Source organism: Sporosarcina luteola (assembly GCF_023715535.1).
Classification (GTDB): domain Bacteria; phylum Bacillota; class Bacilli; order Bacillales_A; family Planococcaceae; genus Sporosarcina; species Sporosarcina luteola_B.
Map to the genome: position 1 here is coordinate 374,533 of NZ_JAMBOI010000003.1, position 21,461 is coordinate 395,993.

18 protein-coding genes and 1 tRNA gene are annotated in these 21,461 nt (G+C 45.3%); 9 read left to right on the forward strand and 10 right to left on the reverse strand.

What is annotated here, in order from left to right:
- Positions 1–326: 326 nt before the first annotated feature.
- Positions 327–701 carry a VOC family protein gene (locus M3191_RS08970; protein WP_251700049.1) on the forward strand — a complete coding sequence of 125 codons (375 nt, stop codon included), beginning with the start codon at positions 327–329 and terminating at the stop codon, positions 699–701.
- Between the two features lie 444 nt (positions 702–1,145).
- Here the strand turns inward: M3191_RS08970 and M3191_RS08975 are convergent, their stop codons facing one another.
- Positions 1,146–2,348, reverse strand: coding sequence for an MFS transporter (locus M3191_RS08975; protein WP_251700050.1), 1,203 nt, complete (start codon positions 2,346–2,348; stop codon positions 1,146–1,148).
- 12 nt (positions 2,349–2,360) lie between these two features.
- Positions 2,361–2,729, reverse strand: coding sequence for a MarR family winged helix-turn-helix transcriptional regulator (locus M3191_RS08980; RefSeq protein ID WP_285853272.1), 369 nt, complete (start codon positions 2,727–2,729; stop codon positions 2,361–2,363).
- 388 nt (positions 2,730–3,117) lie between these two features.
- Between M3191_RS08980 and M3191_RS08985 the strand changes: the two genes are divergently transcribed.
- Entirely contained in the window at positions 3,118–4,038 is a 921-nt protein-coding gene (locus M3191_RS08985; RefSeq protein ID WP_251700052.1) for a hypothetical protein, read from the forward strand.
- A 228-nt stretch (positions 4,039–4,266) separates the two neighbouring features.
- Here the strand turns inward: M3191_RS08985 and M3191_RS08990 are convergent, their stop codons facing one another.
- The gene (locus M3191_RS08990; RefSeq protein WP_251700053.1) at positions 4,267–5,907 is read right to left on the reverse strand and encodes a hypothetical protein; all 1,641 of its coding nucleotides are present in this window, start codon (positions 5,905–5,907) and stop codon (positions 4,267–4,269) included.
- Entirely contained in the window at positions 5,900–6,697 is a 798-nt protein-coding gene (locus M3191_RS08995) for an ABC transporter ATP-binding protein (protein WP_251700054.1), read from the reverse strand. The genes M3191_RS08990 and M3191_RS08995 overlap by 8 nt, the downstream gene beginning before the upstream one ends.
- Before the next feature lie 129 nt (positions 6,698–6,826).
- Between M3191_RS08995 and M3191_RS09000 the strand changes: the two genes are divergently transcribed.
- Together M3191_RS09000 and M3191_RS09005 are read left to right on the forward strand one after the other, a co-directional pair.
- Positions 6,827–7,078, forward strand: coding sequence for a DUF2188 domain-containing protein (locus tag M3191_RS09000; RefSeq protein WP_251700055.1), 252 nt, complete (start codon positions 6,827–6,829; stop codon positions 7,076–7,078).
- A 343-nt stretch (positions 7,079–7,421) separates the two neighbouring features.
- Complete coding sequence (locus M3191_RS09005; protein WP_251700056.1) at positions 7,422–8,450, forward strand: nuclease-related domain-containing protein; 1,029 nt, start codon at positions 7,422–7,424, stop codon at positions 8,448–8,450.
- Between the two features lie 141 nt (positions 8,451–8,591).
- Here the strand turns inward: M3191_RS09005 and M3191_RS09010 are convergent, their stop codons facing one another.
- Complete coding sequence (locus M3191_RS09010) at positions 8,592–9,017, reverse strand: hypothetical protein (protein WP_251700057.1); 426 nt, start codon at positions 9,015–9,017, stop codon at positions 8,592–8,594.
- A 52-nt stretch (positions 9,018–9,069) separates the two neighbouring features.
- Positions 9,070–12,210 carry an SNF2 helicase associated domain-containing protein gene (locus tag M3191_RS09015; protein WP_435368150.1) on the reverse strand — a complete coding sequence of 1,047 codons (3,141 nt, stop codon included), beginning with the start codon at positions 12,208–12,210 and terminating at the stop codon, positions 9,070–9,072.
- An 82-nt stretch (positions 12,211–12,292) separates the two neighbouring features.
- On the opposite strand from M3191_RS09015, the gene M3191_RS09020 reads away from it, so the two are divergent.
- Positions 12,293–13,516: a DUF346 domain-containing protein gene (locus M3191_RS09020; protein ID WP_251700058.1), complete on the forward strand. Its 1,224-nt coding sequence runs from the start codon at positions 12,293–12,295 to the stop codon at positions 13,514–13,516.
- Between the two features lie 87 nt (positions 13,517–13,603).
- Here M3191_RS09020 and M3191_RS09025 read toward each other — a convergent pair whose 3' ends face one another.
- From M3191_RS09025 to M3191_RS09035, 3 genes are all read right to left on the reverse strand, one after another.
- Positions 13,604–13,789, reverse strand: a complete 186-nt coding sequence (locus tag M3191_RS09025; RefSeq protein WP_251700059.1) for a hypothetical protein — start codon at positions 13,787–13,789, stop codon at positions 13,604–13,606.
- A 181-nt stretch (positions 13,790–13,970) separates the two neighbouring features.
- Entirely contained in the window at positions 13,971–14,147 is a 177-nt protein-coding gene (locus M3191_RS09030; RefSeq protein ID WP_251695732.1) for a hypothetical protein, read from the reverse strand.
- Positions 14,148–14,168: 21 nt separating this feature from the next.
- Positions 14,169–15,716 (reverse strand): sensor domain-containing diguanylate cyclase, encoded by a 1,548-nt coding sequence (locus tag M3191_RS09035; RefSeq protein ID WP_251700060.1) that lies wholly within the window; start codon positions 15,714–15,716, stop codon positions 14,169–14,171.
- A 200-nt stretch (positions 15,717–15,916) separates the two neighbouring features.
- On the opposite strand from M3191_RS09035, the gene guaC reads away from it, so the two are divergent.
- The gene (guaC, locus tag M3191_RS09040) at positions 15,917–16,900 is read left to right on the forward strand and encodes a GMP reductase (protein ID WP_251700061.1); all 984 of its coding nucleotides are present in this window, start codon (positions 15,917–15,919) and stop codon (positions 16,898–16,900) included.
- A 34-nt stretch (positions 16,901–16,934) separates the two neighbouring features.
- On the opposite strand, the gene M3191_RS09045 is transcribed toward guaC, so the two are convergent.
- Positions 16,935–17,645: a sulfite exporter TauE/SafE family protein gene (locus M3191_RS09045; RefSeq protein ID WP_251700062.1), complete on the reverse strand. Its 711-nt coding sequence runs from the start codon at positions 17,643–17,645 to the stop codon at positions 16,935–16,937.
- Between the two features lie 190 nt (positions 17,646–17,835).
- Between M3191_RS09045 and M3191_RS09050 the strand changes: the two genes are divergently transcribed.
- The 3 genes from M3191_RS09050 (at position 17,836) to M3191_RS09060 (ending at position 21,425) form a co-directional block, all read left to right on the forward strand.
- Positions 17,836–19,503 carry an ABC1 kinase family protein gene (locus tag M3191_RS09050; protein WP_251700063.1) on the forward strand — a complete coding sequence of 556 codons (1,668 nt, stop codon included), beginning with the start codon at positions 17,836–17,838 and terminating at the stop codon, positions 19,501–19,503.
- Positions 19,504–19,622: 119 nt separating this feature from the next.
- Positions 19,623–19,694, forward strand: a tRNA-Asn gene (locus tag M3191_RS09055).
- Positions 19,695–19,742: 48 nt separating this feature from the next.
- Positions 19,743–21,425 (forward strand): ribonuclease J, encoded by a 1,683-nt coding sequence (locus M3191_RS09060; protein WP_251700064.1) that lies wholly within the window; start codon positions 19,743–19,745, stop codon positions 21,423–21,425.
- Positions 21,426–21,461 lie beyond the last annotated feature (36 nt).

Sequence of the window (21,461 nt, forward strand, 5' to 3'; positions counted from 1 at the left end):
CAAGTTTTTCCACTTCCTATAACGTGCTCCAGCCGGATTTCAGCTCAGACTTTGGATGTAGATAGCTGTTTTCGAGGGTTGGCGCTAGGTTATCGGTCAAGTTCACAAGTTTATCGGTCAAATCCCGGGAATTATCGGTCAGTTCCCTGAAAATATCGATCATATTTGCCTACTTATCGTCATTTCAAGACTTAATACCTATCAAGTTAAATCCATTTCCGCAAAAAAAAAATTTAGCTTAGCAAAGCGATTCTCTATGGTAGAGGTGTTTGACTACTTAGAAAATGATATAATGAAGGGAATTTATTAATAAGGGGGATTTTTATATGGGAGAAATCAAGAAAATCGGACAAATTGGGGTACCGGCAAAAAACATTGAACGTGCAACAGCATTTTATCAGGAGCAATTAGGCTTGCAGCTATTATTCAACACTGACACAATGGCGTTTTTTGATTGCGACGGCGTACGCTTACTCGTCAGCCTTCCTGAAAAAGAGGAGTTCGCCAATTCAAGCTCAGTCCTTTATTTTCACGTGGAAGATATTAAACAGGCCTTTGAGGAATACAAGGAAAAAGGCATTGTGTTCATTGATGAACCTCATGTTGTCGCAAAAGTGGAGCAAACCGAAACGTGGATGGTGTTCTTCAAGGACACGGAGGATAATATGCATGCGTTGTTGAGCGAAGTTGTGGTGGGGTAAAATAATTAATTCACATAAAAATGGACGACTACTTTCCCAGTAGTCGCCTTCTTTTATTACGATATTCAATTGGAACGAAGAAGGGGGTGCAGAATGAATAAAAGCTTCATGACTGTAGCGATAATAAACATCATTATTGCTTGTTCAGCCCAAGTGTTTTATTGGTCAATACCTGTAGGAACAATTGATTTATTCCTATTCCAATTAGTGATTTTTCCTTTAGCGATTGGATTCACCAATATTCTTCTCGGAGCCAGCAAATTTAGGCTAGCTTTTTTTCAACATTCGCTTGCTGCCTATTTAGCATTCGGTGTATCCGTTTTAGTTTCCTTCTTTATCGTTGTTGCCCCCTCAAAAGAACTTCCCCCCGGCGAAATCATATTATTTTCGGATATACTTTTTATTACTTTGATATCGATATCGCAGCTACTCGCGCTGCTTGTCTTACATCTTTTCATCTATATCGCATATAGGGTCTTTACTTCTCGTACGGAACAAGTAGACAAACGCCGCAAGGGATAGCAGAATGACAACCGTCAACACTTCATACATGCCCCGATAGCCGAGGCTTGGAACGACAACGCCTAAAAAGTACGGACCAAATCCGAGTCCGGAGTCCAGGAAGATATAGAACGTAGAGGTGGCGATGCCGAGCCGTTCAACGGAAATCCCTTTCAGTGCAATCGCTTGGGCGCATGATTGGAAATTCCCGTAGCCAAGCCCGAAAATGGCACCCGCCGCAAGAAGCATGATACCGCTATACGTCTGGCTCAATATGATCATGCCGAGCGCAAAAAGTATGAGCGAAGGGATGACAACATACTTCGCTCCTTTTACGTCCAATAGCTTTCCTGAGAATGGGCGGGAAAGTAGCACGACGATGGCATAGACGAGGAAAAAGAAGCTTGCAACTTGAACGAGGTTAATTTCCTTCGCGTAAAACGAGATGAATGACAGCACGCCTGAATAAGCGAGTGCCACGAATAACGTAATAATGGAAATCGGCAATGCTTTCAATTCAATGAAATTGGATAAGCTAATCCGTTTCTTCGCCAGTTCCTGCTTGTTCGGAGCAGACAACTTCGTAGTTTCCTTGACGAAGAAAAACATGATTAGCGTCACAATGCTTAATGTGAGGCAGAGGACGAACAGCATATGGAATGGATAGTGTTGGCTCATGAAGATGCCGAAAAACGGCCCGATTGCTGTCGCCATAACGGTACTCATGCTAAAATAGCCAATCCCTTCCCCTCTTCTTGAAGCTGGAATCGCTTGGGCAATCATTGTGCCGGTTGCGGTTGAGGCAATTCCTAGTCCAATTCCGTGAAATAGCCGGTTCACAAGTAGCAACGGCATATTCGCCGATCCGAAATAAAAAGCAGTTGCGATTGTGGACACGAGAAGGCCGATAAACAGCATCTTCTTGCCGCCTACTTTTCCAATCAAGCCTCCTGAAAAAATCCGTGCAATCAGTGTTCCGATGATGAAAATCCCCGAAACAAGTCCCGCCATGCTCGTCGAAGCCCCATATTGTTCAACCGCGAACGGTGCAATGGTGACTAATAATAAATACATGGCAAGCATGAGGATGAAATTGATAATTGATATGGTTATGAAGTCCTTTGTCCATAATTTCTGTTCTTCCATATTTTCACTCTTTCATGATGTGAGATTTTGGTGGGCGAGCGCCAATACGCTAATGGCTATTTCCACTTCTTCTTTCGATGAACCTTTTAATAGTTCTTTGTAAAGGGATGCAAGTTGCTCCATGACGTCGCGGCAAACGGACTCCCCTGAACTTGTCAGCCGAATCCATTTTTCCCTCTTATCTTGTCCCGGCGTCGATTCCACATACTCCATTTCCCCGAGACGCTGGAGGATCTTCGTGATGCTCGGCTTCTCCACTTGCTGCCGCAGCGCAATTTCCGCAGGCGTCATCGCGCCTTCCTGCATAAGCAGCTTCATGATCTGCCACTGTGAACTAAACAACCCGTATTGGGCCAGCTTAGCATTGACTTGATTAAGCAACGGACGATAAATTTTATAATAATGTCCGAAAAGGTTTTGTTGTAATGATTCGATGGGTTTCGCCCCCTCGCATAATGGTTAGTTAGGTTAATTAACTATTTAATTATGACATATAACTGGGAATTTGTAAAGTGGTGGCATAATTTGCTTGCTACTAAAGTCCCGAAATGACGATAACTCTAGGAAAATGACCGATAACTTTCGAGAAGTGACCGATAACTCCTTCTAACTGATCGATAAAAGGCTCGAAATGAACGATATTCTCTTGGAAATGATCGATAAGTTTAAGGCGGCGGCATTGGGGGAGGTAAAAGTCAATGCATGCTCCCCTAGTATCTGACATACCCTTTACCATAGCCATTTTCAATGAAAGGAGAAATAGAGATACTTGAAAATTAAACTGTTATTGCTTTGTCTACTTCTGATCTTTTCCACCTCTGCAGTTGTCCTTTTTAAGGGCAAGTCGGCTAAAGAAGTTGAAGCAGACTCGGAGTTATCAACTGATGTAACTACCTACATTCAACAATACGAGGAAGTAATTAATGAAATTACGCAGGAGTTACGCCAGGCTGACATAGGATTTGTGTTGGACTACGCCATTCTCCCGGATGAAAACATAGAAATCCTCATAAAGTTGCCAAGCGAAAAAATTAAAAGGTCCACTAAAAAGGAAATAACGCAAATCGTCAATAGGGTGCTGGAAGAGAACAATATGGAACGTGAACATTTTCTTTTAGAAATTTCTAGCTATCACAAACTCTCTAAAGAGAATAAGCAATCTTCGGTTCGGCTTAGTTATAATGATTTGATGGGTTACATTATGCAGGAGTTGGAGCATCAAGATTACTCAACCTTTGGCCTGGAATACAAAATGGCTTCTGAAAAAGTCGAGTTGATCATTAACCTGCCCATAGACTATGACCCAGCCATCAATCCCAAAGTGGAGCAATTAGCGACAGATATAATTGAGCAAAACCATCATGCCAGAGATGATTTTCAAATAAACATCGTCAATACAATCCATACAGCATCCTCCGCCCGAAGTGCAGAAGCCCATGAAATGATTAACAAAATACAAGAAACAAATTTCGCCATTCAACTTGAAGAGGAACTTAAAAAGAACGGATATGCACCAAACGGGCAAACTGGAATCATGGTGTATTCAAAGGACAAAAAACACATCATACTTTATTTCGAAACTATAGATCTTGAAGATGAAACAATTAAAAGAGACATCAAGAAAATTGTTGATACCGTTTCGCAGGCGAATGGACTTGGTTTATTCATAATCGAATTACAAGTTATATAAAAAACGGGTGGAAATCATGCAAGTCGCACTGATCCCACCAGAAATTCGTATATAGACACGCATTACTTCCTCCAAAAATCCATAAACTTCTCCAGACACGCATAAATTCTTCCAAACCCTCATAAACGCCAACAAACACGCATAAACCTCCGCAAAAGCTCATAACCGCCCACAAACGCGCATAAATCGCGCGAAAGACGCATAAATGCTAGCAAGCCACCCCTCAATTCACACCCGTACCGGCACGTCCCCCATCATCGGAAACACTTTCCGCCAACCGAGAAATACTCCAATTAGCAGCAATGCGATATATACATAAATCCCACCCGTTATTGCATGTGCAATCAGATGACCTATGACGAAAATCCCTGTCGAGAAAGTGATCAAAATCATTTTCGCCGACCCTTCTGATTGTGCAAACTCGAAGGATTGGGTAAACGGAAAGTCGCCTGAATTGAGCCATTTGTATGTGAGCAATGTCTGAAGAATTGCCCCTAATAACACAGCGAACAAATCAGGCACAATGCGCCACGAAAAGATCGCGATGAATGCAATCGACAGCAATACGAAAACCGGCATATATAACTTCACTAAAAATGCCTTCAGCGTCCCACTATATGCCGCAGCGGGCTGCTGGATCGGCGCTGCCTTGAAAAGCCAACTCCCTTTATGATTCACGGAAAACTGCATCGTATGAATGATGCTCGGGATCATCATACTGCCGAAATAGATGAGCAAAAACAACTTTCCTGTAGAGATTTCCGCCAGTGTCCTCATTTGCAGTTCTGTAAAGATGAAAATGAACGGAAATACCATTGAAAATCCAAGCGAAGGATAGACTTTGAGCTTGAAATCCCGTTCCTGTTGCATCATCAAAGCTCCAAAATGAAAGAACGTCCTCTCTTCCCTATTCCGACAGCAAAGCTTTGCCCAACTGTCCACCCACCAACGCGATTTCTTCCTCTTATTTTTCGATTCGCTCATCAACTTATCCATATTGCGTTCGAACGAAGGCATGAGCCTCACGTAGATGTAGATGGAGATGATCGGGACGAGCAAGGCCAGTGCGGACAACAGGATGAGTACTTTTGAAAGGTCTTGATTCAACAATAGCTCGAACGAAGCTCCAAACCACATCGGAGGCAAAAACACATGCCACCAGCTGAATGTGTACGTCAAATCTATATCTACAAAATCGAAGGCGCGGATGACAATCTGATAGCCGACGATGACGCCGACAGATAGTAGGATTTGCACGTAGTTGATGATATCCTTCAGTTTTTCGCCGTCAAAGAACCGCAGGACCGCAAAGTACACGAGTGACGTAATTACTACAATAAAAAGCATCGTAAGCAGTAGTGCGACAAGAAAAACCAATGTGAATACGATTCCTTTGGAAAACAGCCCTACGACAAGAGGGATCGCAATGAAGGCCCCTGCTATGAAAAACATATAGATTAATATGTGGATGGTTTTCGCGGTGCCAAGCGTCCTACTGCTCACCGGTTTTGTCTGCAAAATCGTCTTATCCCTTACATCCAACAGTACCGAAGAAAAATCGGACACCATCGTCGTCGTCAAAATGAACATGATGATACCGAAAACGATGCTCATTTGAAAGATATAATGACCGTCTCCAAATAGGAGAAACGGAATGACCATCAGCCCATACAATCCATAGATCCACAAGGACTTCAGGAACTGATTGCCTTCCTTTTTCTTCTGCCCATTGAAAATGGTTGGCGTTCGTCTGCCATCCATAGTCAATTTCATGCGCAAAATGGTACCCATTGCGTCGTAGTCGATGCCTGCTTTTACAAATAGTCGTTTACATTTAGAGAGGATCGCAAGTGTACGAAATTCATGCATCGGCAATTCCATCCTCAACGATCGAGATGAATCGCTCTGCCCGACTCGCATGATCTGTGAATCCTGTCAGCTGATTGAATATGCCGGAAAGCGATCCTTCTTCACTCAGTTCCTGCAACTCCTCAAAACTGCCATCCGCGATCACGGTCCCTTTGACGAGCAGCACAATCCGGTTGCTGATCTTCTCGACGACATCCATAATATGCGAAGAATAAAAAATCGTTTTTCCTTGCGCCGCCAGTTGCGCGAGCATTTCACGGATGACCATCATGCTGTTCGCATCCAAACCGCTTAACGGTTCATCGAAGAACAACAGATCGGGATTATGCAGCAAGCTCGAAATGATGAGCACCTTTTGCCGCATCCCTTTGGAGAAGGAAGAAAGCCGCGTGTGCATTACGTCGCCAAGTTCAAATTCCTCCATAAGCTTCTGCGCTTTCTCTTCCGCAAATGCACGGTCAAGTCCGTACAATTCCCCCGTGAACGCCAAGTACTCCATCGCCGTCAAGTTATCGTACAGCTCCGCTTGCTCCGGCACATACCCGATTCTTCTTTTGTAAGATGGGTCTCCCGAAGCGATATCCTCGCCGAAAATTACTACCTGGCCCTTATAATTTTGAATTAAGCCGAGCATGATCTTCACCGTCGTGCTTTTCCCCGCACCGTTCGGACCGATATAGCCGATAATCTGTCCCCGTTCAACCTCTAAATTCACGCCATTCAACACACGATGATTCCCGTATGTCATCGTGACGTTCCGTAAAGATAACACCTTATTTGGTGAATCCATATATACACCCCCACTTGCTTAAGTTTACCATTAATTAACCAGAGAAGTCATACCATTCTATGAATTACAGCTGTTTTGGATTCCACCCAACCGGGTAATGGAAGGGTACTAGATTGAGGAGGTTATTGTATGGCAAAACGTGACCAAGACGAGTATTTCGAAGATCGCGCAGGAACAGACGATGCGAGATTCCACGTCGTTCCCCATGATGATGAAGGCTGGGCTGTGAAAAAGGAAGGCAATGATGAACCTGCCTATACGGCGGGCAACCGGAATGACGCCGTCGATGAAGCCAAACGAATGGCGGAAGAAGCCGGTACGATGGTTTATGTTCATGGAGATGATGGGAAGATAGAGGAACAGTTAGAATACGGTGATTAACAACGAAACGGCAACGCCTTGTGCGCTGCCGTTTTTTATTTCATTCAATAAAAACCGTTTGCACCTTGGAATCCCATAATACTGAAACGCCAAATGATTCACTTACCAATTACGCCTGCCTTTCATCTTTAAAAGGCACTGGAATTATGTAATTTGGGGGAGACTAAAGTCCCGAAATGACGATAACTTTTGAGAAGTGACCGATAACTTTTTACAACTGACCGATAACTGCCAGGAAATGAACGATAACTCGGTGAAATTGATTGATAACCTAAAGGAAATGATCGATAACTTTTCAGCGGCACTAACTATAGCGAGTTTTCAGACTCTTGTGGTAGAATAGATGTTACAAAACAATAATGGAGGCGGTATTTCATTGATCATGAAGGAAAAAGAGATTTCTTTAAAGGCAATCGGGTTAGAGGCCTTGCTACGGAGGCTGCCGGAGCATCACCCGCGCTATGTTGATATAGAGAATGAGCTGAGAAAAACTCGAGCCGGTGAAAATGGCGAGAAAATACTGGCGAATGTCTTTCAGCACTATCAGTTCCCTTTCAAGCATTACATTTTCCATGATTTGAACTTACAATCCACAGGCAAATTCCAAATCGATACACTTTTTCTTTTTCAACAAGGCGCGGTCATTTTAGAAGTGAAAAATATTGCCGGCCGAATCGGTTTCCCTGAAGAGTACAATCAACTGACGCGAACCCTTGAAAACGGACAAATTGACGCATTTGAATGTCCATCTGTCCAACTGGAGCGGAATAAGATGCTGTTAGAAGATTGGTTTCACACGCACCACATGCCTATCCCCATTTATCAGGCAGCGGTTTTCCCCAGACCGCATCAGCAATTCGAAAACCTTCGTAAGGACTTGACTCTCCTTTTTCCTCTTGAGATCCCTGTTTTTCTCCGAAGACTCAATTCATTTCACCCTTCAATTGATTTACCCGGACTTGAAGCTATTGCAAATAAGATAACTGATGCCCACCGTGAATTTGATCCGTTTCCACTATCAGACCGATTTGGAATCCAGCCATCCGAACTTATATCGGGAGTCCGCTGTGTTCAATGCGGTTGGTTTGGCATGGAGTCGATACAAAGTGGTTGGGGATGTCCGCAATGCAGGAACATTGACCCTCATGCCCATATCGAAACACTGCTGGATTATTTCATGTTGATGAATTACCGTATCTCTAATAAGACAGCCCGGCAATTTTTCCGTCTATCCGACGAACAAAAGATGAAACGAATTCTAAGAAGGGTAGGAATTCCCTTCGAGGGAGAAAGAAGGGGAAGAGTTTACGCGGCGAACCTGGATTGGGTTAGAAACCTTCATGATTCTAATAGGACAAAAGTAACGAAATGACGATAACTTTGTGAAAGTGACCGATAACTTACTAGAAGTGATCGATAACTTGCTCCAAATGACCGATAACTCATGCCAAGTGACCGATAACTTTCCTTTCCAAGCAAAAACCGCTTCAGTCAATCGGACTGAAGCGGTTTCTCACTTGAATAACTCTTTATAAGCCAACGCTTTCAACGCTAGCATCTCTTCATCCGTCAACCGGCTCTCGATTTTATTGAGCAGCGCCTGTTGCTCCGATGCTGTCATGCCTTGCCGTGCTTGAATTTGTATGTCGTTGATTTCACCTAGATCGAATTTCTTCAACAGGATCCTCGTCGCTTCCTCTTTTGTTTGGAAAGGGAGCTTCGAGCTGTCCACATTCTTCCCTTCTTCGATGAACGCACGGAGTTCCGGGTCTTTTTGAACTTCCTGTCTGATGGCTTCCATCTGACCGCTCGATTCCAGTTCTGCCGCCACTTGGCCCATCACTTCATCGGCGATGAATTTTGTTCCGAAATGGTAGACACCGAAGCCGATAGCCACAATGACAACCGCAACTCCTAGTAAAACCTTGATTGCTCTCAATTGATCCGCTCCTTTTCCAGTAGTATCCACTGCCTTTGCAGCAACTATACTTCTATATTTCCAGCAACTCCCGGATGTCGTCCTCAGTCAATGTAGTATTAGCAGCATCTTTAGAATCAATGATCTCCTCGATCAGATTCCTCTTCTTCTCCTGCAACTCATTCATTTTATCCTCAATCGTGCCACGCGCGACGAGCTTGATGACATGGACAGTTTGCTGTTGACCCATGCGGTGGGCGCGGTCCGCGGCTTGCTCCTCCACCGCGGGATTCCACCAAAGATCGTATAGGATGACCGTGTCGGCCCCCGTTAAATTCAAGCCTGCCCCGCCCGCTTTCAATGAAATGAGAAACACATCGCGCTCTCCTGCATTGAATCGATTGCATAATTCCAGTCGTTCCTCGGAAGGTGTTTGGCCATCCAAATAGAAAAACGGAGTACCTTTCAGTGCAAGTTCCTTGCCGATAATGCCAAGCATCTTCGTAAACTGCGAAAAGATCAGCACTCTTCTCCCTGCCTGCTTCGATTCCTGAATCAGCTGCTTCAACTGCTCGAACTTCGCGGAACTGCCCTGGTAGCCGTCGACGAACAATGCCGGATGGCAACAGATTTGCCGCAACCTCGTCAGTCCGGCGAGGATTTTGATTTTATTCCTTCGAATCGTGTTCTTATCCAAATGCTTTAACGTGTCGTGGCGCAGCTTTGCCAAATAGGCGGCATACAGCTTCTTCTGTTCGGGAAGCAGCTCCGCGGATTCCGTCGATTCGACTTTTGCCGGCAGCTCTCCGAGGACATCTTCCTTCATCCGTCTCAGCAAAAATGGCCGTACTCGCCTGGATATCGCTTTCGGCGTAAGTTCACTATATTCCTGCAATCCCATGAACAGTTCAGGGAATACGACGTGATAGATGGACCAAAGTTCCTCCTCCGAATTTTCAATAGGCGTTCCGGTCAGCGCGAAACAGGTGTCAGCATGTAATCTTTTTACAGCCCGTGCCGTTTGCGTAAACGGGTTTTTGAATGCTTGCGCCTCGTCGAAAAAGATCGTCAGGAAGTCTTGTTTCTCATACCACTGAATGTCCCGGCGAATCAAAGGATAGGACGTGATCAACACATCCTTGTCCTCCACGTCACTTTGCCGCTTTGCCCTCTCCTTTTTTGACCCGTCTATGACGACGGCATTGAGTTCAGGCGCAAATTTCCGGAATTCGCTCAACCAGTTATAGGTTAATGAAGAGGGGCAGACGATTAAGACTTGCCGTTTCTTCTCTCGGATGTCAGGAAGCATAAACAGGATGAATGCAATGCTCTGCAACGTCTTACCGAGCCCCATATCGTCTGCTAGCACGCCCCCGACGCCGAATTCAGCAATCGTTTTCATCCATTGAAAACCTGTTCTTTGATAATCGCGCAATACCGTTTCCAACGACGGTGGCACTTCCGCGTAATCGCTGGGATTCAGTAGACGTTCAAAAAACTGGCGAGCAGATTCCTCGACGGAAAACGTTTCATCGTCTCCCACTGCATCTAAAAACCGAATGCCACGCACCATAGGAACGTTCAATCCCTTTTCAAGGGTCTCGAGATCTTCCGGAATTTCATTCAAAAACCGTTGGATTTCTTCAAACTCCTTCGTTTCTAATGAAAGAAGGGAGCCATTCCGCAAACGGTAATACTTCTGTTTTTCCTCCAGCGCTTCAAGGATTTCACGTATTTGCTTATCGGGTATGCCGTCCATTTCAAATTTGAATTCTAGCCAATTCGTCCGGTCCTCGTGCGCTTTCACTCGGATGCGCGGTTTGGCATTCCCCCTGAAAACCCGGTTCCTGATCGCTGTCGTCGCATACACTTGGACGAACTTCTGAAGTTTCGGGAGGATATGATGAAGAAATTCATATTCCAATTCCTCATTGTGCAATAAATACCCTTCATCTGTTGTGGCGAATGAGCTGTCTTCCATTAAACGGAGGATGGCCTCTTCCTTTTCAAGATCGCGGACTAATACGGATCCCGTCGGCAGATCACTCTCCGTGACAGGATTCAGGACAATCTGGTCGTATTGGAATTCTAGGCTTGCAAGCAATCGGTTGTTTACCCGATCGATGTACAGCTTTGCCTTCAAAGGAGATTTCACGAGCTGGTCCATTACCGTTTCATCGAGTTGGACTTCGCCGATTCTCCTCAGTCCGGGTACTACCTTTTCGAGGAAAAATCCGATTTGCTCATTGGAGATGGGCAGCTGGCGTGTGCCTGACGTCTCGATCATTTGTTGCAGATCAGCAAGCCGTTTGCAATCCTCATTGCTCAGCTGAAATAATTGCCCATCGCAAAGGACAAGCTTGTAAGCCTCCAATACGTGCACATGGTTCAACCCATCAATTGTGAGAACATGCCCGGTTTCCTGCTTTTTTTCGAAATGAAAATGGACAGGCAATGTCGCTTCCGCTATGTGAAAGCTTGTTATTCTGCCGCCAAATTCCAGTTTCACATCGATTGCTTGATTTATAAGCGACAGTAACCTTTCCCACGAGGATGGCGGAATGAGTAATGTAGCGGGACTGACTGAACGATGCCGGAAAGCCCTATCTTCACTATGAATACCGATAAGTTTCTGGAGAACTGCATCAGCTTCCCGGTTGAAGCAGTGCAGTTGGGAATCAAAAGTGAATGCATGTGTCAGTGTGCTTGGCCGTCTATCATTCACATCCTCCAAAAACTGCCGGATGTCCTCCACATGAATTCCTGCAACAGCCAACTCCATGCCAAGCACTTGCTGTTTCCCCGCAGCAACGGGCTTCAATATAAAAGCGAGCTCCACCACTTCCCTATTTTCGAAATGAAGCTGATGTCCGCTAGCTCTTGGTTTGTCATTGAAAAGGGAAAGCATTCCTTCCGCCAAATCCGGCGCTATCTCACGCTTGCGTTCCATCATGGCTATCAAAACAGCCGCTACGTGTTGGCATTTGAATTTATAGTAAGGCAAAACCGGACAGCTGCACTCCGATTGAAGTTTTTCACCCAATAGATCGATTAAAACGCGGAAGTTTTCCTTCCCTGCCACAATCGCTTCGCAATACGTGTCGCTGTATTGTGTAAACGTCACTTTCCCTGCACGGATAAACATCTCGCCCCGTTTGAATGAGACGGAGCCGCACAGATCCATGATCTTATTTTGTGTTATATGGATGCTCAAATCAGCTTGTCTCCTTTCGGGGATTAATCACCTGCACAGGCGCTTTGCATATACTATCTTATCACTCAGAGGAGGTGTTTGATTGTTTTATTATGGTTATATGGCGCCTTCAATGATGCCGATGAACCAGTTTGCACAACTCGGCCCTGATGAAAGAGAGCGTCAAGCAAGCGTTCAGCAGATTTTACAGAAAATCAGAAGGGAAAATTATGACCTGTACCGGGAACTCGACCGGTACGGCATGAATCAAGTCATCACCAATTATGTATTCACGCTGGTCATCGGATCCACAATCAATGCGTCAACTGCGAACCAAACCGCTGAACAAATCTATAGGCAGTTTCAGCAGCAATACCCTTGGATGAATCTATTCTTCCGCCAATTCAATATCCCTCAAAACGTTATTGATCGTATTTTGTTGCGGGTGATTCAATTGACTCTGGATGAAATCCGCGGTGGCCAACCAGGACCTGGACCTGGACCCGGGCCCGGCCAAGGCTGGATCGGTTGGGAGGACTTGGGTGGTGTCTTGACGTCCGCTCCGGGAGTATCTTCTTGGCAGCCTAATCGATTGGATGTGTTTGTCCGCGGAACGGACCAAGCCCTTTACCATAAATGGTGGGATGGACGGCAATGGAATGATTGGGAAAGCCTTGGCGGTGTGTTAACTTCAGCTCCTGCAGCTGTGTCTTGGGGACCGAACCGCATTGATGTGTTTGTAAGAGGAACAGACAATTCCCTTTATCATAAATGGTGGGACGGACGACAATGGAATGATTGGGAAAGTCTTGGCGGTGTGCTTACGAGCGACCCGGCTGCATCATCTCGCCGGCCCAATCAATTGGATGTCTTCGTAAGAGGAAGTGACAATGCACTATACAAAAAGACGTGGAACGGATCTCGATGGGAAGAATGGGAGAATCTCGGCGGCAATTTGACTTCCGAACCGGCTGCTGTGTCATGGGGACCAAACCGGATTGACGTATTCGCTCGAGGACAAAACCAGAACTTGATCCATAAATGGTGGAACGGATCATCTTGGAGCAATTGGGAAAGCCTTGGCGGCATCCTTGTCGGCGGACCAACAGTCTCCTCCAAGCAACCGAACCGCCTGCAAGTATTCGTAAGGGGAACGGACAACAGCTTGTACATGCTGGAGTGGAACGGCTCACGCTGGTCCGACTGGCAAAACCTTGGCGGATCGCTCACCTCGAGACCTTCAGCTGTTTCATGGGGACCGAACCGGACGGACGTATTCGCAAGAGGGCAAAATCAAAACCTGATTCATTTATATCAAAACAGATAGACAATCAGCCACTGAAAACATTTCGTCTTCAGTGGCTCTTCCTGTGGTTCTCGATAGAGATACTCACAAGTCATGTTTCTTCCTATACTAACGCCAATTTTCCGAAATAACGGCTTTGATCTCTGTTGTAGTGAGCCTCGTCACCAAGGCGATTTTTTCTGTGGAGAAAGCCAAGCCATGCATTGTCAGCACTGTGGAAACCTTCTCTTGCCAGATGCCTTGATTCAACCCTTTCAAGCGTGCTTCCTCCAATTCCTCTACCCGATTTTGCATTTGACTCCCTCCTTTCATATATACTTAATTTCCTTTTACTTCCTTTTCGACAAAAAACCTTCCACCTCCTTCCAATAATATAAAACAAATGTTCCTGTTAATCAATGAAATAGCTTTTAGAGTCATGAATAGAAAAAAGCAGGGACACGTCGAGATGTGTCCCTGCCTATTTATCGTTGCTTCAAAGTTCCTGGTAGTCTTTCATGAACCTGCCGCTTTCCTTCACTTCGGAGTGATACAGTGCCTTCAATGCAAAACTCTTTTCCAACTCATGTTCCTTCATGATCTGCTTCAACCGCTGCGTCAATTCCGAATTGTTTTTCACAAGCAGTTCCATTTTCGACTTCGAATATTGCATGATTATGTCCTCCTTGGGCTTTCATATTCTCAGTGTAGCATAATCAATCGTCCGGTTACGACCTGTCCGTTTCGCTTCATATAGACTTTGGTCTGCCAACCCCAACAGTTCGCTTGAGTCCTGGCGATCTTCGGGATGCATCGCAATCCCGATCGATATCGTCACTACTTCCCCGCATGGACTACTTGTGCTTTCCAATTTCTTGCGCAAGCGTTCCGCTACTTGGAATGCCGTCTGCCGATCCGTCTCAGGTAACAGCATGACAAACTCCTCCCCGCCGAAACGGCAGCATACATCATCCTTACGGGCGACTTCAAGTATTGATGCTGCCAAGTATTTCAGCACTTCATCACCCATCGCATGTCCATACGTATCATTGACACGTTTGAATTTATCAATATCAAAAATAAGCAATGCAAAAGGGCGGCCCTGCTCTGCCCATTGCTCCAAATGGGCATCCATGAATCGCCGGTTCATCAGCTTCGTCAACGGATCGACCGTCGATTGGTGAATAAAGAAATTCAAGCTATAGTTTAATGCCTTTTTCAATTGAATTGCTTCGTAATACCATGTACGCACATCACTTACTTTTCCGCTTTGATTGTTTTGCGTGCTGGATTCGGCGTATGTAGCAAGTTTCGTCAAAGGCTGGGCAATTTTATAAGACAAAAATAAAATGCCTAGGAAGGAGATGAGCAAGATTGGAGTCGTCTTCAAGATCATTTCTTCTATCATTGTGACGGATGAAGCCAAAGCAATTTCCTTCGGCCTCTGGGTTACGATTCCCCAATCGGCTGTTGGGATCGTCGCATAGCCCGCCAACATTTCGACTCCCTCCGTATTCACTACTTCCATCGCACCGCTCTTGCCTGCTATCAATTGCTGGACAACGGCATTTTCCAACACAATTTCGTTTACCCGCCAAGGATTTTGGTGATAGATAATACGACCGCTTTTATCCACGACATACACGTAGGAGCCGTCCTCGTAAAAATGTTCACCCAATACTTGTTGAAGGATGTTTTCCTCTTTTAAATAAACTGTTCCCCCCACAAGGCCGAGATAATCTCCTTTATTGTCGAAAATCGGATAGGATAGGAAAATGATCAAGCGCCCTGTTAATCCGATATAAGGATGTGAAATGAAAGCTTCACGCTTCTTTAAAGCTTCACGACCACCTACCGAATTCAACATTTTTCCCTTCAAAGCTAAAGTCTCCGGGGAGACGGCTACTATTTCACCATCTTTGTCGACAATTGAAAATGAATTGAAGGTATCCGTCTGTTTCTTCATTCGATTCACTTCGGAAAGTAAGATTTCCTCTGCATTTTCTTGACCCATAAACGGCGCAATGTGTTTCGCGCTCGCTTCCATTGATTGCAGCGTCATTGACAAATACGACTCTGTCGACTGCGCCATTTTTACTGCATACGCACGGTTCGTTTCCAATGTACTCTCAATTAACGATTGCTGTTCCACCCGATATCCTGAAATGATGCTGGCTGCCAAAGTAAGCACTATTGATAGGAACGCAACCAACCCTATTAAATACTTTAAAGATAGCCTCATAGCGACCCATCACCTCTGTAAGTTTTCAAACTTTTACACATCATATCATCTATAAATCCTTTGAACACCCTTATTTTGGAATATTACTCTTGGAACAGCGTGAATAGTAATTGACGAATGGGGAAAAATAATGTAAATTGCAAAAGTGCGAACATTTTCATTGGAATAAAAAATATCGTTCGCCTTTAGGAGTGTAATGTATGGATACTGTATTTGATTATGAAGATATTCAATTGATTCCCGCTAAGTGTATAGTAAATAGTCGCTCAGAATGTGACACTTCCGTGATGTTAGGTAAACATAAATTTGAATTGCCGGTCGTCCCTGCAAATATGCAGACGATCATTGATGAACAGGTCGCCATCCAATTGGCGGAAGGCGGTTATTTCTATATCATGCACCGGTTCAACCCAGAAAAGCGTGCTGAATTCATTATAGATATGCATACCCGTGGTTTGATTTCTTCAATCAGTGTCGGTGTGAAAGAGGAGGAGTACGGCTTTGTCGAGCAATTGGCAGCTGACCAGCTTATTCCGGACTACATTACAATCGACATTGCGCACGGTCATTCAAACGCCGTAATCCGCATGATCCAACATATTAAGAAACATCTTCCGGAAACGTTTGTCATTGCCGGCAATGTCGGTACGCCGGAAGCTGTCCGCGAACTTGAGAATGCTGGCGCGGACGCAACGAAAGTGGGCATTGGACCAGGTAAAGTTTGCATCACGAAGATTAAAACCGGTTTCGGAACTGGCGGTTGGCAGCTGGCCGCACTTCGCTGGTGTGCAAAAGCCGCTTCGAAGCCGATCATCGCTGACGGCGGCATCCGTACACATGGAGACATCGCAAAATCGGTTCGATTCGGCGCATCCATGGTCATGATCGGATCCCTATTCGCCGGTCACGAAGAGTCCCCAGGCGAAACAATCGAAATGGACGGCAAGCTATACAAAGAGTATTTCGGATCTGCTTCTGAAGACCAAAAAGGCGAGAAGAAAAACGTCGAAGGCAAAAAAATGCATGTGGCATACAAAGGGGAACTGCAAGACACGCTTACTGAAATGCAGCAGGATCTCCAATCGTCCATATCCTATGCAGGCGGAACGAAGCTGGATGCTATCCGTACAGTTGATTATGTAATCGTGAAGAACTCCATTTTTAATGGGGACAAGGTTTATTAAAAAGCGGAAGGGTTGGCGATGTGCCAGCCCTTTTTTAGTTGCTTAACAGCAAATAAATCCCCGTAAATAGTAAGATGATATACATGAAAATGCGGAAACCGGTTTGATTAACCTTCAGGAATAAATACTGCCCCGCATAAAGGCCAAGCCAAACAATTGGCAATGCAAGAACGCTTGATTTCCATACTGTCACACTTGTCCCTGCAAATACGATCTGGATGAGCAAGCTGATGGAATAAATGAATAAATAATAGACAAGCGTCGTGCCGCGCAATGTTTCTTTTGCCGTGTCCGCACCTGAAAAATAAAGCAGCAATGGCGGCCCCGGCATGCCGATACTTGTCGTCAACGCACCGGAAAGCCCACCGATGGCAACATCCCTGTTCGGTGATTGCTTCATCCTCAACCTCAGAAGCAAAAGGGCTGTCAACAGAAGGATGATGATACCGATGCCCAGCTTTAACTTTGGAATATCGACTAGCAGGAATACGATGATCCCAAGCGGCAACCCAATGAAACTGCCCATGATGAACCGCTTCATCACTCCCCTATCAATATCAGTCCTCACTTTGTGGTACATCGCTAATGAAATGACTAACGACAAAAGAAGATTGATTTGGATGGCATCCCGCGCATCGAATAACAGCAGAAGAAACGGTGTCGCAACGATTGAGAAGCCAAACCCGGTCCCAGTCTGGAGGATGGATGCTAGCAATATGATTGTGATGAAAAAAAGAATATCCAATTGAATGACCCTCTAATGGTTTTTGTTAAGTGTAACACGGATTGAGTCTTGCTTTCTTTGGAATCGCAACGTTTGAGAGAGGCTGCCCGTTAATTTTGTAGCCGCGTAAAGATGTAATACAATGGCTAACATTAATCGTGAAAGGGTATATGGATAGGTAAACTGCTGCGATAGATTTGGAGGAATTAATTTGTTGAAGATACGAATACGGCATACAAAACGATTTCAAGAGATTACGAATGTTTTTCTGCGGAACGGGTTCAGCCACTTTCTGTTCCGATTAGGGCTAACCGATCGCAGTTCGTCAAACGATGACGGCGGAAATGAAATGAATATGCAAGATGCTGGGGTCAAGCTTCGTCATGCCTTGCAGGAATTGGGACCGACTTTCATCAAACTTGGGCAGATTGCGAGTTCACGGCGGGATCTTGTTCCTCTTGAAATCGCTTCGGAGCTAGAGAAACTTCAGGACCATGTTACATCTGTTCCGTTTGATCAAATTCGGAAAATAGTAGAGTTTGAACTCGAAGAGCCTCTTGAACATCTATTCAAGACATTCGATGAAAAGCCGTTAGCTACCGCCTCGATCGGGCAAGTGCATATCGCCCACTTGCCAAGTGGAGAAGAGGTTGCTGTCAAAGTTCAGCGGCCTGACATTAGACCAACAATGGAGACCGACCTTGCCATTTTAAGCGATTTGGCCCGCTTTTTAGAAGACAATACGGATTGGGCCGAGACGTATCACCTCCGTGAGATGGTCATCGAATTCTCCAGATCATTGCAAGATGAACTGGATTACCGGGTGGAAGGGCGCAATAGTGAGCGTATCGCGAAACAATTCGAGGAAAATCCGAGTATCCATATACCTAAAGTCTATTGGGATTTTTCGACGGAAAAGGTGCTGACGATGGAAATGGTCCATGGCGTCAAAGCCAATGATTTGGAAAAGATGGATGCAGGCGGGTATGACCGGAAGTTGATTGCGCGACGGATCGTCGATTCGATGTTCCATCAAATCTTGGATGAAGGTTTTTTCCACGGCGACCCGCACCCCGGGAATATTTACATCCTCCCTGAACACGTCGTTTCTTATTTGGACTTCGGGATGGTCGGAAGGCTTGATAAGGAGCTGAAATACCATTTCGCCTCGCTTATCCTCAATTTGCGCGAAGGAGACACAGAAGGGATGATCGAAGTTTTTTCCGATATGGGTATCCTATCGGAAGACACGGACATGCGGGCATTTACGAGGGATGTGGATGATCTTCAATCGAAGTATTACGATGTTTCATTAAATGATGTGAGCCTTGGGGCAATCTTCATCGAACTGTTTCAAGTCGCCTACCGACACCATATTATCATCCCATCTGAAATCTCGATATTAGGAAAGGCTATTCTTACACTCGAAGGGCTCATTGCGAAGTTGGACCCTGAGCTTAGCATCATGGAAGCGGTCGAGCCTTTTGGAGAGAAATTGATGCGGGAGCGCTATCATCCGAAAAACTTACTGGAGAATTCGTGGAAAGACTTTGTTGAAAACATCGAAATCCTAACGAATCTGCCGAAAGACTTGAAAGCAATTACGACGACAATCCGAAAAGGGAAGCTTCAGCTCGACATTAACATTCAGCAACTGCAAGCATTTCTGCATCGGCTTGACCGGATCAGCAACCGCCTTTCATTTAGTATCATCCTGCTGTCCTTCAGCATTCTCATGGTCGGGTTGATCATCGGCTCAGCCATCGCCGGCCAGACAAATGTGCTATGGCAGTTCCCTATCATTGAAGCCGGTTCCATCATCGCCGCGCTCATGTTTCTTTTCATGATCTACTCCATCTTCCGCTCCGGGCGGATGTGAAGTATATTTCATTTAATTTGTACACCAAAATTACAAGCTAATTGATTGCCGCTCAATTTTTTTAAAATAAAGATGAATAATCCACCGCGTTCTGCACATTATAGGATTACTAATATCCTTCCGAAATAGCTCAGCGGTGGAGCAATCGGCTGTTAACCGATAGGCCGTAGGTTCGAATCCTACTTTCGGAGTAAAGGCTGTCTCTGTCGTAACGACGAGACAGCCCTTTTTCATTACCAATGTGGGAGGACATCGATGTGGACACAAAATTAGCGGTATTTGCTTTAGGCGGCATCAATGAAATCGGGAAAAATATGTACGTTATTCAATATGCAGACGATATCGTTGTCATCGATTGCGGTTCGAAATTTCCGGACGAGAATTTATTGGGCGTCGATCTGATCATCCAGGATATCTCCTACGTGAAGGAACATCGGGAAAATGTCCGGGCACTCATTGTCACTCATGGACATGAGGATCATATCGGAGGAATTCCGTATTTCCTGAAGCAACTGAATGTCCCTGTCTATGCGACACGGCTGACACTCGGACTGATCGAGTTGAGATTAAAAGAGCATGGACTACTGAGGGAAACTGAACTTATATTAATAAACGGAGATTCAACTGTCGACCTCGGATCGATATCCGCCACCTTCTTCAAAACGAATCACAGTATTCCGGATTGTCTCGGAATCGCCTTCGAAACGCCTGAGGGAACAGTTGTGCATACTGGTGATTTCAAGTTTGACCTTACGCCTATTAACGATGAATATGCGGATCTTCATAAGATGGCCGAAATAGGGAAAAAGGGTGTGCTGCTTTTATTATCTGAAAGTACAAATGCAGAGCGCCCCGGCTTCTCGCAATCCGAACGAGTTGTCGGCGGGCATATTGCAGACGCATTCCGGAAAGCGGAAGGAAAGATTTTCATTTCAACATTCGCCTCGAATGTCCATCGTGTCCAGCAAATCATCGAAGCTGCGCATATGACGAACCGAAAGATTGCATTGCTTGGCAGAAGCATGGTGAACGTCGTGTCAGTCGCCGAGGAACTCGGATATTTGAAGATTCCTGAAGGTATGCTGATCGAAACGCAAGAAGTCGATCAGATGGATCCTGAAAACGTCGCCATCATTTGTACCGGCAGCCAAGGCGAACCGATGGCGGCGTTATCGCGTCTCTCTAGCAATAACTTCCGCCAAGTGTCAGTGTTGCCGGGAGATACCGTCATATTTGCCTCCAGCCCGATACCAGGGAATGAAAAAAGCGTGTCGCGGATTATCGATAATCTATATCGTCTCGGAGCAAAGGTCATATATGGGACCGGCGGCGCAACGGGTATGCACGTTTCCGGACATGCATACCGGGAAGAGTTGAAGCTCATGCTTTCGTTAATGAAACCAACCTATTTCATCCCAATCCACGGTGAATACCGCATGTTGGAGCTGCATCGCGAAATGGCGGAATCGATCGGTGTGGAAAGTGAAAATATTTTTATTCTTAACAACGGCGATGTAGTTGACATTCAAAATGGAATCGCGCGCCAAACGAGACATATAGAAGCAGGGAATGTCTTTGTGGACGGTCTTGGCATCGGGGATGTCGGAAGAGTCGTATTGCGCGATCGCAAACTTCTTTCCGAAGAAGGGATGCTCATCATCATCGTTTCCATGAGCAAAGCGGATGGGCGAATCATTTCGGATCCGGACACGATTTCACGTGGCTTTGTCTATGAACGCGATGCAAATGAGCTCTATCAGGAAGTGAACCAGTTAGTCATTTCAACAATTAAAGATGCAAAACCATCCACCAGATACCGGCAGAACGACTTGAAACACGCCATTCGAAAGGCGGTTGAGAAGCTGCTCTACACCCGGACGAGAAGAAAACCGATGATTCTTCCATTTATTATCGAAATATGAAAATGAGGCGGAGGACATCGCTTGTCCTCCGTTTTT

Bases quoted from the DNA above. Each gene is read 5' to 3' on its own strand.
- M3191_RS08970 (WP_251700049.1), top strand. From the start codon at position 327: ATGGGAGAAATCAAGAAAATCGGACAAATTGGGGTACCGGCAAAAAAC.
- M3191_RS08975 (WP_251700050.1), bottom strand. From the start codon at position 2,348: ATGGAAGAACAGAAATTATGGACAAAGGACTTCATAACCATATCAATT.
- M3191_RS08990 (WP_251700053.1), bottom strand. From the start codon at position 5,907: ATGCATGAATTTCGTACACTTGCGATCCTCTCTAAATGTAAACGACTA.
- M3191_RS08995 (WP_251700054.1), bottom strand. From the start codon at position 6,697: ATGGATTCACCAAATAAGGTGTTATCTTTACGGAACGTCACGATGACA.
- M3191_RS09000 (WP_251700055.1), top strand. From the start codon at position 6,827: ATGGCAAAACGTGACCAAGACGAGTATTTCGAAGATCGCGCAGGAACA.
- M3191_RS09005 (WP_251700056.1), top strand. From the start codon at position 7,422: ATGTTACAAAACAATAATGGAGGCGGTATTTCATTGATCATGAAGGAA.
- M3191_RS09025 (WP_251700059.1), bottom strand. From the start codon at position 13,789: ATGCAAAATCGGGTAGAGGAATTGGAGGAAGCACGCTTGAAAGGGTTG.
- M3191_RS09030 (WP_251695732.1), bottom strand. From the start codon at position 14,147: ATGCAATATTCGAAGTCGAAAATGGAACTGCTTGTGAAAAACAATTCG.
- M3191_RS09035 (WP_251700060.1), bottom strand. From the start codon at position 15,716: ATGAGGCTATCTTTAAAGTATTTAATAGGGTTGGTTGCGTTCCTATCA.
- guaC (WP_251700061.1), top strand. From the start codon at position 15,917: ATGGATACTGTATTTGATTATGAAGATATTCAATTGATTCCCGCTAAG.
- M3191_RS09060 (WP_251700064.1), top strand. From the start codon at position 19,743: ATGTGGGAGGACATCGATGTGGACACAAAATTAGCGGTATTTGCTTTA.